The sequence below is a fragment of the Allobosea thiooxidans genome (genome assembly GCF_900168195.1).
In the GTDB taxonomy this organism is placed as follows: Bacteria; Pseudomonadota; Alphaproteobacteria; order Rhizobiales; family Beijerinckiaceae; genus Allobosea; species Allobosea thiooxidans.
Map to the genome: position 1 here is coordinate 232206 of NZ_FUYX01000002.1, position 13866 is coordinate 246071.

The following is a 13866-nucleotide window of genomic DNA, read 5'->3' on the forward strand; positions in this document are numbered from 1 at the left end:
AGCCCGAACCTTGCCGGCCGCTCAATTGCGCTCTCCGTCTTGCCTTGCCGGCGCGGCTGTGCCGAGGGTCGATCCGAAGCCGAATCATCTCGACGGGCAAGGCCGCATCCCCATGGCAGCGCGTATGGCGCAAGCGCCGTTCCCGAAGCTCGGCAGGCTGCTCTCGGCCTGCCTGATCCTGCTCGCGCTGGCTTTGGCCGCCGGGCCGTCCTTCGCTCAACCGGCGCCGGGGGAGCCCGGCAGCGCCCGCGCCCGCCTCGATGCCGTCCGCAGCGAGCTGGCGCAGATCGAAACCACGCTCGCCTCGCCCGATTCGAGTGATGCCGAGCTGCAGCGGCAGCGCATCCGGCTTCAGCCCTCGCTCGATCAGCTGCGCCTGATCGTGGACGAGCAGACGCCGCGCGTCGATCAGGCCAAGCTCCGGCTCGACCAGCTCGGCGCGAAGCCCGATGCCAATGCTCCGCCCGAGAGCGCCGAGATCACGCGCGACCGCGAGGCCCGGGCCAAGGCATATGCCGATGCCGACGAGACGTTGAAGCTCGCCAAGGCGTCGCTGCTGCAGGCCGAGCAACTGCAGAGCAGCATCGGCGACAAGCGCCGCGAGATATTCGCCAAGGCGTTGTTCGCTGCCGGCCCTTCGGTCGCCAATCCCGAGGTCTGGAGCAACGCCATCGCCACCGCGCCCGAGGATCTGCGCGCGTCCGGCTACATCTTCGGCGGTTGGCTCGAGGGGGTGGGCGACGCCTTCTCGGGCGCGCGCGGCGGCGTGGTCGGCCTCGCCCTGCTCGGCGCCATCCTGCTCTATGTGGCCCGGGCCCGCTATCTGCCGCGCTTCAAGGCGCGCTACAGCAATCTGCAGGATACCGGCAACCTGCACTGCCTCTATATCGCGCTCGCCCATATCGTCGCCGGCGCGGCGCCGCCGATCCTGGCGAGCTGGCTGATCTACAAGGCGTTGAGCACGACGGGGCTCCTGCCGCCGCGCATCCAGCCCGTGATCTGGGCCGTGGTTGTCGGCCTCGCCTTCTTCGCCTTCATCCAGGCGCTGGCCGACGCTCTGTTCGCGCCGTCCAGCCCGCAGCGGCGCCTTGTCCGCGTCCTCGATGAGACGGCCCGGAGCGCCGTCTGGATCGCGTCCTCGCTCGCGCTCGTCATGTCGGTCGGCAAGGTCTTCGAAGCCTGGCTGCAGGCGATCGCTGCCGGTCTCGCCATCTCGATCATCGTCAAGGCATTCTTCGCCGTTCTTTTCGCGCTGACGCTGATCGCCGGTCTCTATCAGATCCGCGACGACGACGAGGTCGAGCAGGAAGCCTGCCTCGGCCCCTATGTTCCGGTGGATGGGGCGAGCCTCGGTCCGGTCCGGATCCTCGGCTGGGTCATCGGCTTCACCATCATCGCCGCCGTGCTCAGCGGTTATGTCGTTTTCGGCGCCTTCCTGGCCGAGCAGACGCTGTGGGTCGGCCTGGTCGCCTGCCTGTTCCTGCTCGCCTATCAGTTCATCGACCTCGGCATTCCGCGGCTGCTGACCGGGACGAGCCGCCTCGCCCTGACGCTCAAGGCTGGCATGGGGTTGCGCAGCACCACGCTCGACAAGGTCGCGGTGATCAGCGTCGGCGCGCTGAAGCTGCTGCTGATCGTCGTCACCGTCCTCATGGTGCTCGCACCCTGGGGGCTGGAATCGACGGATTTCCTGGTGTCGCTGCGGGCCGCCTTCTTCGGCTTCCAGGTCGGCGGCGTCACGATCTCGATCTCGACCATCGTCGTCTTCGCCTTCTTCTTCGCACTCGGCGTCGCGGCGACCCGGGCGCTGCAGCGCTGGCTCGACCACAAGTTCCTGCCGACGACCGCGCTCGATCCCGGCCTGCGCAACTCGATCACGACCGCGGCGGGCTATGTCGGCTACATCGGCGCGGTGGCGATCGCCGTCTCGGCGGTGGGCCTGAGCCTGGAGCGCCTGACGCTGGTCGCCTCGGCGCTCTCGGTCGGTATCGGTTTCGGCCTGCAATCGGTGGTGTCGAACTTCGTCTCGGGCCTGATCCTGCTCTGGGAGCGTCCGATCCGCGTCGGCGACCAGGTGCTGGTCGGCGACATCGAAGGCATCGTCAGGCGCATCAATGTCCGCTCGACCGAGATCGCGACCTTCGATCGTTCGACTGTGATCGTACCCAACTCCAACCTGATCTCCGGCGTGGTGCGCAACCGCGTCCGCAGCGACCGGACCGGCCGGGTGCTGATCGCGCTCACGGTGCCGCGCTCGCTTGAGGCCGGGCAGGTCAGGGCGATGCTGGCCGAGGTGGCCGGCGGCCATGGTGACGTGATGCAGAAGCCGCCGCCATCGGTTCAGTTCAAGAAGATCGGCACCACGACGATGGATTTCGAGCTGGTCTGCGTCGTCGCCGAGGTGGAGATCGCCGGGCGGGTCACCAGCGACCTCAACTTCGCCATCCACAAGCGCCTGGCGGAGATGGAGCCGGCAGCGGCAACCCCCGAATTGATGGTGCGCGGTCTCGAAGGCGTAGAGCACTCGCTCGACAGCATCGCGGCAGCGGTGGGACGTGGTGAGGGCGAACGCGGCCGCGCCAAGCGCCCGGCCGCGAAGCAGGCGGCGGCGCCTGCGCCGCGCCGTGCCCGCAGGCCGGTCGAGGCCGAGGAAACCGAGGAGGAGGAGCAGGCGAAGCCGGCTCCCGCTCCCGCCTCGGCCTCCGAGCCCGCCAAGGACGACAGCAAGGAATGATCGGATGCCCAGCTTTCTGCGCCGCGCCGCGGCTTCGCGCGCGATGACCTGCCCGGCGGCCATCGCCGGCGCGCTCGCCCTTCTCGGCGTCGCCGGCTGCACCGAGCCGCAACGCCAGGGGCAGCCGGCCTTCTATCGCGATCTCGGCTCGGCCTCGGCCCAGGTCGATGCCGAGCAGGCGCGGGCGATGATCTCCGCCTATCGCCTGAATGCCGGGCTCGGCACGCTCGCGCTCGATCCGGTGCTGGCCGAGGCGGCGCAGCGCGAGGCGGCGGCGATGGCCTCCTCCGACAAGCCGGCCCAGGCCGATGCGGTAAAGGCGCGCCTTGCCAAGCAGGGGCAGCCGGGCGCCGAGGCCAATCTCTCGGCCGGCTACCGCCGTCTGGCCGAGGCCTTCTCCGGTTGGCGGGACTCGCCCCAGCACGATCGCGTCATGAAGGACGCCAAGGCGAAGCGCATGGGCATCGCAACGGCTTATGCGCCGGGCTCGAAATACCAGGTCTACTGGGCGCTGATCGTCGCGCCCTGACGCCTTGCGGCGGGCGCTTCGCTCCCGCCACCGGCTGTCAGCGGCGGGGGCCCGCACCCCTTACGGCGCGGCGTGGAGCGGGCTAGCCTGCGGATCATGCCGCCGCGCCCCCGCCAACCCCTTTCCCTCACCACCGAACAGGCGCGGCGCATCTGGCTCCGGGCCCAGCGGCTCGATAGCCGCGAGCCCTTCGGGGCGGGGCCCGCCGCGGCGCGGGCGGCGATCGAGCAGCTCGGCTATGTCCAGATCGACACGATCAACGTGATCGAGCGCTGCCATCACCATATCCTCTATGCCCGCATCCCGGCCTATCGTCGGGCCGACCTCGCCCATCTGCAGTCGGTCGAGAAGAGCGTCTTCGAATACTGGACGCATGCGCTCTCCTACGTGCCTACGCGCGACATCCGCTATTTCCTGCCCGAGATGAAGGCGCATCGCGAGGAGCCGAAGCGCTGGTCGGCGGTCGGCGCCCGCGAGGAGACGCGCAAGCTCCTGCGCCGCATCCGCAAGGACGGGGCGCTCACGATCCGCGACATCGAGGAGGAACTGATCGAGAAGGCGCATCTCTGGGCCAGCAAGAAGCCGTCCAAGGGTCTGCTGGAGCGCGCCTTCTACGATGGCGAGCTCGCGATCGCGGCCCGCGCCGGCATGGTCAAGACCTATGAGCTGTTCGACCGGCACTTCCAGTGGGAGAAGAAGCCGACCCCGGCGAGCGAGCGGCAGATCACCGCCTACAAGCTCGACCGCGCGCTGCGCGCGCAGGGCCTGGTCAGCCTCGATTCGGCCTGCCATCTCGACGCGCCGAGCAAGAAGGCGGTGGCCGAGCTGATCGCGGCCCACGTCAGGCGCAAGGAACTCGTCCCCGTCGCGGTGGAAGGCGCCGGCAAGACGCAGCATTGGGCGATGCCGGCGTCGCTGGAGACGCCGGAAGCGCCCGAGGAGACGCTGATCCACATCCTCTCGCCCTTCGATCCGCTGATGATCCAGCGCAAGCGGGCGAAGCTGTTCTTCGACTACGCCCATGTCTTCGAGGCCTATCTGCCGAAGGAGAAGCGGACTTACGGCTATTTCGGCCTGCCGGTGCTGGCGGGGGACCGCATCGTCGCCGTACTCGACCTGAAGACCGACCGCGCCGCCGGCCGGCTCCTGATGCAGCAATGGACCTGGCTCGACGGCCAGGAAACGCCGGCGCTCAAGGCCGCGATCGAGGAGGAGCTGCAACGCTTCGAGCGCTTCCAGCTCGGCCGTGACGAAGCCGAGCCGGAGCCGCTGTCGGTGATCACAAAAATGTCGGCTTGATCGGCGCTGTTGCGCCCGTCGGGGCGAAAGGCGCGAAGCGAGCGGATGGCAGCGAGATTCCGGCCCGGTGCCACCGTGCCGCTACGGTATGCGGCTTGAGCCATGGCGGTCGCGCGCCGCATGCGCTGGGCGCTGCCCGATCCCGGCCTGCCGGCCGCAGGGATCATCCATGCGGCGCTGCTGGCCTGGCTCGCCTCGGTCGCCGTCCAGCGTTTCGACCAGCCCCCGGCCTTCGTCGAGCAGAGCGTCGACGTCGAGCTGCAGACGCCTGAGCAGTTCGAGGCGATGACGCGCCCACCGCCGCCGCCACCCGCGCCGGCGGTCGCGCCGGAGCCGGCCCCGCCGCCGTCCGTGCCGCCCGTCCCGGCACCCGCGGCGCCGCCGGTCTCGGCCGAAACGAGCGGGCTGGTCCGGCCGCGGCGCCTGCTGTCGCAGCAGGTCCTCGCCGATCCGCGCAGCCTGGACACGCGGGCGATGCTGCCGCGTCTGGCGCCGGAGGAGCGTGTCGAGCAGCTCTGCGGGCTGGAGGCGATGGGGCAGATCCATGCCTGGCAGGCGCGCTACGAACCGGATCGGGTCAGCGCCTATGCGACGGCCGACACCCGTTACGCCGATCGCATTCTCCGGGCCGAGGGCGCGGCCTTCCGCAGCCGGCGGCGCTGGTATGGGCTGCGCTTCGAATGCACGATCTCGACCGACCTCAAGCGGGTGACGGCCTTTGCCTTCCGGGTCGGCGAGCCGATACCGCAGGCGCGCTGGCAGGCGCTCGGCCTGCCGGCGCTGCATTGAGCCCGATGGCCGTCAGGCGCCGAGCAGGTCGATCAGCGGCGGGATGAGCGGCTCGTCGGCTGGCGGCATGGCGAGATCGCGCAGCTTGCCGGGGCGCATCCATTTCAGGGCCTGGCCCTCGCGGGAGACGACGGTGCCCTGCCAGCGCCGGCAGATATAGAGCGGCATCAGCAGGTGGAACTCGGGGTAGGCGTAGCTCGCGAAGGTAAGCGGCGCCAGGCAGTCCTCCTTCACGGTGATGCCGAGCTCCTCGGCGAGTTCGCGGATCAGCGCCGGTTCCGGCCGCTCGCCGGCCTCGAGCTTGCCGCCCGGGAACTCCCAGAGGCCGGCCAGCTGCTTGCCCTCCGGGCGCTGGGTGACGAGGACGCGGTTGTCGGCATCGATCAGGGCGCAGGCGACGACGAGGAGCAGCTTCACGAGGCGATGTCTCAGTTGCCGGAGAGGATGACCTGGACGGGCTCGGTTTCCTTGCCCGTCAGCGTGACGCTGTCATAGACCGAGCCGCCCTCCCGGGTGAAGGCGTTCTCGTCGCCCCAGATCACCTGGGTGGTGACGAAATAGGTGCCGGGCGCGACCTTGTCGAAGGTAAAGCGGCCATTCGCCTCGGCCTTGGTCGTGCGGGTGTAGTCGGCATAGGCGGGGTCGACGGCGTCATCGGCCGGATAGGCGCGGTGCGGGACGTATTTGTTCCGGCCGTAGAGCTGTGCGAAGCGCTCGCGTGCGAAGCCCGTGGCGGGCACGAGGCGCACGACCTGGCCGGCGGCGTTGACCACCACGCTGCTCGGCTTGGTGCGGAAGGCGTGGCCGGTGATCGTGCCGGCTCCCGGCTTCCGGATGAAGGCGGCCTCCTCGGCGGAGAAGGCCACCGTCGCCGGCGGGCGGCTGGCCTGACAGCCGGCCGTGATGGCGCCGGCCAGCGCCGCCGCAGCGAAGATCCCGGTTTTCATGACGCCCCCACCCTGCGCGGCGCCGTCGTGACGAGGAAGACGCCGGCCAGGATGATGCAGCCGCCGAGGACCTGCCGCAACTCCAGGGCTTCGTGCAGGACGATGACGCCGAGGATCACCGCCACGGTCGGGACGAGATAGCCTGTCATCGCCGCTCGCGTCGGCCCCGCCGCCCGGATCAGCCGCATGAAGACGGTGACGGGGATGGCGGTGGCGAAGACGCCGAGCGCGAGCATCGCGGGCAGGTGGTTGCCGAGGGGAGCGAAGGCCGAGGGGCCGAGCACGGCGAGCGTCAGCGTCGTCGCGATTATGCCGGAGAGCATTTGCTGGCCCAGCGCCAGCCGGGCCGGGTCGCCGGTGGCGGAGGGAACCGTCCGAACATAGATGTTGGCGGATGCATAGCTCAGCGTCGCCCCGATCATCGCCAAGACGCTGAGCGCGGTGCCGCCGCCCTCGAACAGGCGCGGCCCGATCAGCAGAGCGACGCCGGCCATGCCGAGCAGGATGCCGCCGAGCCGACGCCGGCTCAGCCTCTCCTCCGAGAAGGCGAAATGAGCGATGAGCGCGACGACGAGAGGCCCCGCCGCCTGGATCATCGCCGCCGGACCGCTGGCGAGCTGCGTCAGCGCATAGGCCACGAGCACGTTCGGCAGCCAGCCATTGGTGGTGCCGAGTACGATCCAGGGGATGATCTCCGCTCGGCGCGGCAGCGGGCTGCGCCGCCGCCCCAGGCTCCAGAGCGCCAGGACGCCGGCGCCGAGCAGGCCGCGGCTGGCGGCGATGGCGAGCGCCGGGACGTCCCCGCTCATCAGCTTGATGAACAGGTAGCTCGACCCCCAGAGCAGGGAGCAGATCAGCAGGTTGACGGCGATGAAGCTGCGCCCGGGCTCCTGCGGCGCTGCTGCCTCAGGAGCGATAGTCGCCATTGATCTCGACATAGGCCTTGGTCAGGTCGCAGGTCCAGACCGTGGCCTTGCCGCGTCCCAGCCCGAGATCGGCGGTGATGACGATATTGTCGCCCTTCATATACTCGGATACCGCAACCTCATCGTAAGACGGGGCGCGCGCGCCCTGCTTCGCCACGACGATGTCGCCGAAGCCGATGTCGAGCTTGTCGCGATCGGCCGGCTCGCCGGCCTTGCCGACCGCCATGACGACACGGCCCCAATTGGCGTCCTCTCCGGCGAGGGCGGTCTTGACCAGCGGCGAATTGGCGATCGAGAGCGCGACGCGCTTGGCGGAGCGGGCGGAAGCGGCGCCGGTGACGCGCACCTCGACGAACTTCCGCGCGCCTTCACCGTCCTTGCAGACGAGGTGGGCGAGCTCGAGCAGTATCGAATTCAGCGCGCGCTTGAAGCCGGAGAGCCTGATGTCGTTGACCTCGGTGATCGCGGGCACGCCCCGCGCCGCCGCCTTGCCGGTGGCGAAGAGCATCAGCGTGTCGGAGGTCGAGGTGTCGCTGTCGACGGTGACCGCGTTGAAGGAGCCCTTTACGCCCTTGGAGAGCAGGGCCTGCAGCACGGGGGCGGCGATCGGAGCGTCGGTGAAGACGAAGGAGAGCATCGTCGCCATGTCCGGCGCGATCATGCCGGCGCCCTTGGCGATGCCGGCGATGACGACCTCCTTGCCGTCGATCTTGGCCTTGCGGGTCAGCGCCTTCGGGAAGGTGTCGGTGGTCATGATCGCCTTGGCGGCGTCGATCCAGGGGCCGTCGGCGGCGCGCTTGGCGCATTCATCGAGCACGCCCTTGAACTTGGTCGCGTCGAGTGGTTCGCCAATCACGCCGGTGGAAGCGATGAAGACCTCCTCCGGCTTGCAGCCGGCGGCCTTGGCCGCGATCTCGGCGGTGAGCTTGACCGCGTCACGGCCCTTCAGGCCGGTGAAGGCATTGGCATTGCCGGAATTGACGACGACGGCGCGGGCCGAGCCTTGGCTCAGGTTCTCGCGGCACCAGTCGACCGGGGCGGAGGGGCATTTCGAGCGGGTGAAGACGCCGGCGACCTGCGTGCCCTGGTCGAGCAGCGCGAACCAGACGTCCTGGCGGCCCTTGTAGCGGATGCCGGCCTCGGCGGTGGCGAAGCGCACGCCCGGGATCGGCGGAACCTTAGGCTGGCGCTTCGGCGCGAGCGGGGAAACGGGGACATCCTTGCCGGCCATCGCGACTTCCTCCTGCGGAGCGCTGCTGGAAGACCGGCGAATCGTCCTTGTCGCCGGGCAGCGCGTCTCGTTCGAAAGCCCTCTGCCGCAGGCCGATGACGAAAACAAGAAGGGCGGCCGCAAAGGCCGCCCGCGAAATTGGTCTGAGACGGAGCGAAACGCTCAGTTCTTCTTGGGCTCGGTCGGCTTGGCGGCGTCGGGCTTGGCGGCCGGCGCCTCCGCCGGCTTGTCGAGCCGCTCGACCTTGGCCTTCTCGCGCAGCGCCAGGACGAGGTCCTGCTGGGCCTTGCGCTCGAGATACTGGTCGATCTGCGGCTTCACCGCGGCGAAGTCCGGCAGCGGCTTGGCGCGCTTGTCCTCGAGCCGGATGACGTGCCAGCCGAACTGGCTCTTCACCGGCTCCGAGACCTCGCCCTTCTTCAGCTTGAAGGCGGCCTCGGCGAATTCCGGCACCATGCGGTCCTTGGTGAACCAGCCGAGATCGCCGCCCTCCTTGCCGGAGCCGGGGTCCTTGGAGAGTTCGGCGGCGACCTTGGCGAAGTCCTCGCCCTTCTTCAGCCGCTCGACCACCGTCTTGGCCTGGGCCTCGTCCTCGACGAGGATGTGGCGGGCATGGGCCTCCTCCTCGGGAGCCATCGCCTTGGTGGTGTCGTCAAAGAGCTTCTTGGCCGCCTCGGCGGTGACCGCCTTCTTGCCCTCGCGGGTCAGGTATTCGTCGAGCAGCACCTTCTCGCGGTAATAAGCGAGGCGCGCGGCGAAATCGGGCGTGTCGGCGATCTTGGCCTCGGCCGCGGCCTTGGCGCCGAGCTTGAGGTCGACGAGATAGTTGATGACCTCGTCGCGCTTGCGGTCCTCGGGGAGCTGGGCGAGGCGCTCGCCGAGATCCTCGCTGGCGAGCTGGACATCCCGCTCGGTGATCGAGATGCCGTCGACCTTGGCGACGACCTTGTCGGCCTGGGCGAAGGCCGGGGTCGCGAGCAGCGCGAAGCCGATGACGGCGATGAAACGGGCTGAGTTCATGAGTGGCGGCCTTTCGTCGGAGAACCCGAGACGCTGTCGCGGCTGCACTGCCAGCTGAACGCGGCAAAGGCAAGGCGGATCAGGCGATTGCGGCCGCCGATCACGCAGCTTTGCGCGGCGCCGGCACCAGCGCCGTGCCGCCGCGGCAGGTCCGCCGCTCCCCGGCCCTTGGAAGCGGCGGGGCAAAACCCCACATCCTGAGCCGAATTCGCTTGCCGTTTCGCCGCCCTTTCGACGAAACGCACGCTGGACCCTGCCCGCGCACGCGTCTAAACACGCGGTCGCATTCAAGAGAATACCGGGCTTCCGACCCGCGCGCGAGGATCCGCGCCGGCCGGGGGCTCAAGCATCACCTGAAAGGCCCAACATGCTTGGCGCGCTCGCAAAGAAACTCTTCGGCTCGTCGAACGACCGCCGCGTCAAGGGCTATCAGCCCCGGGTGGCGGCGATCAACGCGCTGGAGAAAGAGCTGTCGACGCTGAGCGACGAGGCGCTGCAGGCCCGCACCGAGGAATTCAAGCAGCAGATCGCCGCCGGCAAGAAGCTCGACGACATCCTGGTCCCGGCCTTTGCCACGGTGCGCGAGGCGGCCAAGCGCGTGCTCGGCCAGCGCCCCTACGACGTGCAGTTGATCGGCGGCATGGTGCTGCACGAGGGCGCCATCGCCGAGATGAAGACCGGCGAAGGCAAGACGCTGGTCGCGACCCTGCCGACCTATCTCAACGCGCTCGAGGGCAAGGGCGTCCACGTCGTCACCGTCAACGACTACCTCGCCCGGCGCGACGCCGAGTGGATGGCGAAGCTCTACAACTTCCTCGGTCTCTCGGTCGGCATCATCGTGCACGGCCTCGACGACGAGGAACGCCAGCGCGCCTATGCCTGCGACATCACCTACGGCACGAACAACGAATTCGGCTTCGACTACCTGCGCGACAACATGAAGTACGACACTGCGCAGATGAGTCAGCGCGGACACCATTTCGCGATCGTCGACGAGGTCGACTCGATCCTGGTCGACGAAGCCCGCACGCCGCTGATCATCTCCGGCCCGCTCGACGACAAGTCGGACCTCTATGTCGCGATCGACAAGGTCGTGCCGGGCCTCGTCGCCGGCGATTACGACGTCGACGAGAAGCAGCGTGCCGTCTCGCTGACCGAGATCGGCAACGAGCATATCGAGGAGCTGCTGCGCGAGGCCGGCATCCTGACCGAGGGCGACCTCTACGACGCCCACAACGTCACACTGGTCCACCACGTCAACCAGGCGCTGCGCGCCCACACTCTCTTCACCCGCGACAAGGACTACATCGTCCGCAACGACGAGGTGGTGATCATCGACGAATTCACCGGCCGCATGATGCCGGGGCGGCGCTATTCGGAGGGCCTGCATCAGGCGCTCGAAGCGAAGGAAAACGTCACCGTCCAGCCCGAGAACGCGACGCTGGCCTCGATCACCTTCCAGAACTATTTCCGCCTCTACAAGAAACTCGCCGGCATGACCGGCACGGCCGCGACCGAGGCGGACGAGTTCTTCCAGATCTACAAGCTCGAGGTCGTCGAGATCCCGACGAATGTCCCCGTCGCGCGCAAGGACGAGGACGACGAGGTCTACCGCACCTTCGAGGAGAAGGTCCGCGGCGTCATCCGCGAGATCCAGGCGGCGCAGGAGAACGGCCAGCCGGTCCTGGTCGGCACCACCTCGATCGAGCGCTCCGAGCTGATCGCCGAGATGCTGGAGAAGGCGGGCTACAAGCTGCTCGACTTCACCGACCCGACGGCGCTGGAGCCGATTTACAAGGCGGCACGCGAGGGCAAGACCACCAAGGCCTTCGCCGTGCTGAACGCCCGCTTCCACGAGCAGGAGGCCTATATCGTCGCCCAGGCCGGCGTGCCGGGCGCGATCACCATCGCCACCAACATGGCCGGCCGCGGCACCGACATCCAGCTCGGCGGCAATGCCGACATGCGGATCAAGCACGATCTCGCCGGCATGGAAGAAGGGCCGGAGCGCGACGCGAAGGCCGCCGCCATCCGTGCCGAGGTGGCCGAGTTCAAGCAGCGCGTGCTCGCCGCGGGCGGCCTCTACATCGTCGGTACCGAGCGCCATGAGAGCCGGCGCATCGACAACCAGCTGCGTGGCCGCGCCGGTCGCCAGGGTGATCCGGGCCGCTCCAAGTTCTTCCTGTCGCTGCAGGACGACCTGATGCGCATCTTCGGCTCCGACCGGATGGACGGCATGCTGACGAAGCTCGGCCTCAAGGAGGACGAGGCGATCGTCCATCCCTGGATCAACAAGGCGGTCGAGAAGGCGCAGGGCAAGGTCGAGGCGCGCAACTTCGACATCCGCAAGAACATCCTGAAATACGACGACGTCATGAACGACCAGCGCAAGGTCGTGTTCGAGCAGCGCCGCGATTTCATGAAGCAGGCGAGCGTGCGCGAGACGATCGACGACATGCGCCATGGCGTGGTCGAGGACGTCGTCGCCCGCCACATCCCGGAAGAGGCCTATCCAGAGCAGTGGGACACTGCCGGCCTCAAGCAGGAGGTGCTCCAGTACCTCAATCTCGACCTGCCGGTGGAGGACTGGGCCAAGGAAGAGGGCATCGCCGACAGCGAGATCCGCGAGCGCATCCGCAAGCTCGCCGACGAGGACTATGCCGGCCGCATCGAGCGCAACACCGAAGAGGTCATGACCTATGTCGAGAAGCAGGTGCTCCTGCAGTCGCTCGACCATCTCTGGCGCGAGCATCTCGTCACGCTCGACCACCTGCGCCAGGTAATCGGCTGGCGCGGGCTTGCCCAGCGCGACCCGCTGCAGGAATACAAGCAGGAGGCGTTCGAGCTGTTCGACGGGCTGATCGGCCAGCTGCGCCAGCAGGTCACCGGTCATCTTTCGCGCGTCGAGGTCCGCTTCGAGCAGCCGGAAGACCAGCAGGCGCCGCAACTGGCGCAGGACGGTGCCGGTTCGGGCTTCGGCAGTGCTGGCGACTACGGCGGCAGCGGCGTGCAGTTCGCGGCGATCGACGCCGATACCGAGGTGCTGGACCGCAACCCGGCCGATCCCGCGACCTGGGGCAAGGTCGGCCGCAACGAGCCCTGCCCCTGCGGCTCGGGCAAGAAGTTCAAGCACTGCCACGGCCAGTTCGCCTGAGGCGGCTTTTCCGTTCGCGATCCGCGCGCCCGGCCCTGTGCCGGGCGCGTTGCGTTTGAAGCGGGCGTGCGCAGGAGATCGCGGCGACGGGCCAGGTGGTTGCGGGCAGCGGCTCCGACAGGTCCTTCTCGACAGCTGCCCACGCTGCCCAGCGCGCTCAGAGCGAGGTGCCGAACTCCCGCTGTCCGGTGCCGCGGGGCCGCAGGCTGAGCCAGGCCGGCCGCGCGAAGAGGAAGGACAGGGGCGTGTTCCTGACCAGCCGATGCAGCAGCAGCGGCACCACGACGGAGATGGCCGTCAGCAGCAGCGCGGCGACGCCGAGATCGATCGCAACGCCGGAGCGCAGCAGAATGCTCCGCCCGACCACCATCGGCAGGAAGAAGGCAAGGTAGATCGGCAGCGAGTTGCGCCCGCAATAGTCGAGCCAGGGCAGGCGCCCGGCCAGCAGCACCGAGCCGAGCAGGATCCCGAGCACGCCGGCGAGGCCGAGCAGCAGGTGGATGCCCGGCGCGGCCGTCTGGACCTCATGGCCGAGGAAGGGCGTCGCCAGCGCGCTGAGCGCGAACCAGCCGCCCCAGAGCGCGAGCGTCCTGCCGCGATGGGCGGCAGCGCGCTCGGCAGCGGCGCGGATCTCGGCCGAGAACACGGCCCCGGCCAGGAAGAAGACGAAATAGGCGGTGAACTGGTCGGGCACCATCCAGCCGGTGTTCAGCGGGGCGAGCGCCAGCAGGGCGGAGACGCCCAGCGCCGCATGGCGCCAGCGCCAGACCGCCCGGGCGGCGATGAAGAAGACGGTCAGCAGATAGATGAACCAGAGCACGCCAAAGGGATCGACGAGGCCGAGCGCGTAGTTCCGGGCGAAGCCGGCGACACCGGCCTCGCCCCAGGGCGGAAAGCGCATCAGCGCGTTGATGGTGAACCAGAGCAGGTAATAATAGGCGAGCGGCACGATCTTGCGGTCGATGAAGGCGCCCCAGCCGAGCCCGGCGAGCCGCGGCACGAACAGGCCCGAGAGCAGGAACAGGCCGGGCATGCGGAACTGCTTCGCCCAGGCGATCAGCGGGTCGATCCAGCTCTCCTGCCCGGCGGCGAGCTCCAGCCCGCCGGCGACATGCATGAGCACGACCAGGATGATGCAGATCCCCTTGCCGGTGTCGACCCAGCCGATACGGCCGCCAGCGGCGCGGCCGGATGGTGCGATGCTTTCTGCCATGATGCCGCTTCCTCCGATCGCAGC

11 protein-coding genes and 2 pseudogenes are annotated in these 13866 nt (G+C 68.8%); 6 read left to right on the forward strand and 7 right to left on the reverse strand.

The features are described from left to right. The first annotated feature begins 112 nt into the window (after positions 1–112). From B5Y19_RS04170 to B5Y19_RS26385, 4 genes are all read left to right on the forward strand, one after another. The gene (locus B5Y19_RS04170; RefSeq protein ID WP_055729038.1) at positions 113–2734 is read left to right on the forward strand and encodes a DUF3772 domain-containing protein; all 2622 of its coding nucleotides are present in this window, start codon (positions 113–115) and stop codon (positions 2732–2734) included. A 4-nt stretch (positions 2735–2738) separates the two neighbouring features. Further along, complete coding sequence (locus B5Y19_RS04175; RefSeq protein WP_244555475.1) at positions 2739–3263, forward strand: CAP domain-containing protein; 525 nt, start codon at positions 2739–2741, stop codon at positions 3261–3263. 96 nt (positions 3264–3359) lie between these two features. Then, positions 3360–4562, forward strand: a complete 1203-nt coding sequence (locus B5Y19_RS04180; protein WP_055729037.1) for a winged helix-turn-helix domain-containing protein — start codon at positions 3360–3362, stop codon at positions 4560–4562. 102 nt (positions 4563–4664) lie between these two features. Beyond that, positions 4665–5351, forward strand: a complete 687-nt coding sequence (locus B5Y19_RS26385; RefSeq protein WP_244555476.1) for a DUF930 domain-containing protein — start codon at positions 4665–4667, stop codon at positions 5349–5351. Positions 5352–5363: 12 nt separating this feature from the next. Here B5Y19_RS26385 and mutT read toward each other — a convergent pair whose 3' ends face one another. The 6 genes from mutT to B5Y19_RS25590 form a co-directional block, all read right to left on the reverse strand. Continuing rightward, on the reverse strand, positions 5364–5768 hold the full coding sequence (mutT, locus tag B5Y19_RS04190; protein WP_055729036.1) for an 8-oxo-dGTP diphosphatase MutT: 405 nt from the start codon (positions 5766–5768) through the stop codon (positions 5364–5366). Positions 5769–5779: 11 nt separating this feature from the next. Beyond that, a complete protein-coding gene (locus tag B5Y19_RS04195; RefSeq protein ID WP_055729035.1) occupies positions 5780–6298 on the reverse strand; it encodes a peptidase associated/transthyretin-like domain-containing protein in 519 nt (172 codons plus the stop codon). Then, on the reverse strand, positions 6295–7224 hold the full coding sequence (locus B5Y19_RS04200; protein WP_055729034.1) for a DMT family transporter: 930 nt from the start codon (positions 7222–7224) through the stop codon (positions 6295–6297). The genes B5Y19_RS04195 and B5Y19_RS04200 overlap by 4 nt, the downstream gene beginning before the upstream one ends. Beyond that, positions 7205–8455 carry a bifunctional glutamate N-acetyltransferase/amino-acid acetyltransferase ArgJ gene (gene argJ / locus B5Y19_RS04205; RefSeq protein ID WP_055729033.1) on the reverse strand — a complete coding sequence of 417 codons (1251 nt, stop codon included), beginning with the start codon at positions 8453–8455 and terminating at the stop codon, positions 7205–7207. Before argJ ends, B5Y19_RS04200 begins: the two co-directional genes overlap by 20 nt. Positions 8456–8617: 162 nt before the next feature. After that, on the reverse strand, positions 8618–9475 hold the full coding sequence (locus B5Y19_RS04210) for a peptidylprolyl isomerase (RefSeq protein WP_055729032.1): 858 nt from the start codon (positions 9473–9475) through the stop codon (positions 8618–8620). Then, a complete protein-coding gene (locus tag B5Y19_RS25590) occupies positions 9472–9720 on the reverse strand; it encodes a hypothetical protein (RefSeq protein WP_139384257.1) in 249 nt (82 codons plus the stop codon). Before B5Y19_RS25590 ends, B5Y19_RS04210 begins: the two co-directional genes overlap by 4 nt. 122 nt (positions 9721–9842) lie before the next feature. Between B5Y19_RS25590 and secA the strand changes: the two are divergent. Then, positions 9843–12384, forward strand: a pseudogene (gene secA, locus B5Y19_RS04215) (preprotein translocase subunit SecA); the annotation flags it as partial. A 77-nt stretch (positions 12385–12461) separates the two neighbouring features. Beyond that, a pseudogene (locus tag B5Y19_RS26705) lies at positions 12462–12629 on the forward strand (SEC-C metal-binding domain-containing protein); the annotation flags it as partial. 157 nt (positions 12630–12786) lie between these two features. Here B5Y19_RS26705 and B5Y19_RS04220 read toward each other — a convergent pair. After that, on the reverse strand, positions 12787–13842 hold the full coding sequence (locus B5Y19_RS04220) for an acyltransferase family protein (RefSeq protein WP_055729030.1): 1056 nt from the start codon (positions 13840–13842) through the stop codon (positions 12787–12789). Between the last annotated feature and the right edge of the window lie 24 nt (positions 13843–13866).

What these genes read in the sequence shown, in the direction of transcription:
- B5Y19_RS04195 (WP_055729035.1), bottom strand. Translation starts at nt 6,298, where the DNA reads ATGAAAACCGGGATCTTCGCTGCGGCGGCGCTGGCCGGCGCCATCACG.
- B5Y19_RS04180 (WP_055729037.1), top strand. Translation starts at nt 3,360, where the DNA reads ATGCCGCCGCGCCCCCGCCAACCCCTTTCCCTCACCACCGAACAGGCG.
- B5Y19_RS04200 (WP_055729034.1), bottom strand. Translation starts at nt 7,224, where the DNA reads ATGGCGACTATCGCTCCTGAGGCAGCAGCGCCGCAGGAGCCCGGGCGC.
- B5Y19_RS04170 (WP_055729038.1), top strand. Translation starts at nt 113, where the DNA reads ATGGCAGCGCGTATGGCGCAAGCGCCGTTCCCGAAGCTCGGCAGGCTG.
- B5Y19_RS04210 (WP_055729032.1), bottom strand. Translation starts at nt 9,475, where the DNA reads ATGAACTCAGCCCGTTTCATCGCCGTCATCGGCTTCGCGCTGCTCGCG.
- argJ (WP_055729033.1), bottom strand. Translation starts at nt 8,455, where the DNA reads ATGGCCGGCAAGGATGTCCCCGTTTCCCCGCTCGCGCCGAAGCGCCAG.
- B5Y19_RS26385 (WP_244555476.1), top strand. Translation starts at nt 4,665, where the DNA reads ATGGCGGTCGCGCGCCGCATGCGCTGGGCGCTGCCCGATCCCGGCCTG.
- B5Y19_RS04220 (WP_055729030.1), bottom strand. Translation starts at nt 13,842, where the DNA reads ATGGCAGAAAGCATCGCACCATCCGGCCGCGCCGCTGGCGGCCGTATC.
- B5Y19_RS04175 (WP_244555475.1), top strand. Translation starts at nt 2,739, where the DNA reads ATGCCCAGCTTTCTGCGCCGCGCCGCGGCTTCGCGCGCGATGACCTGC.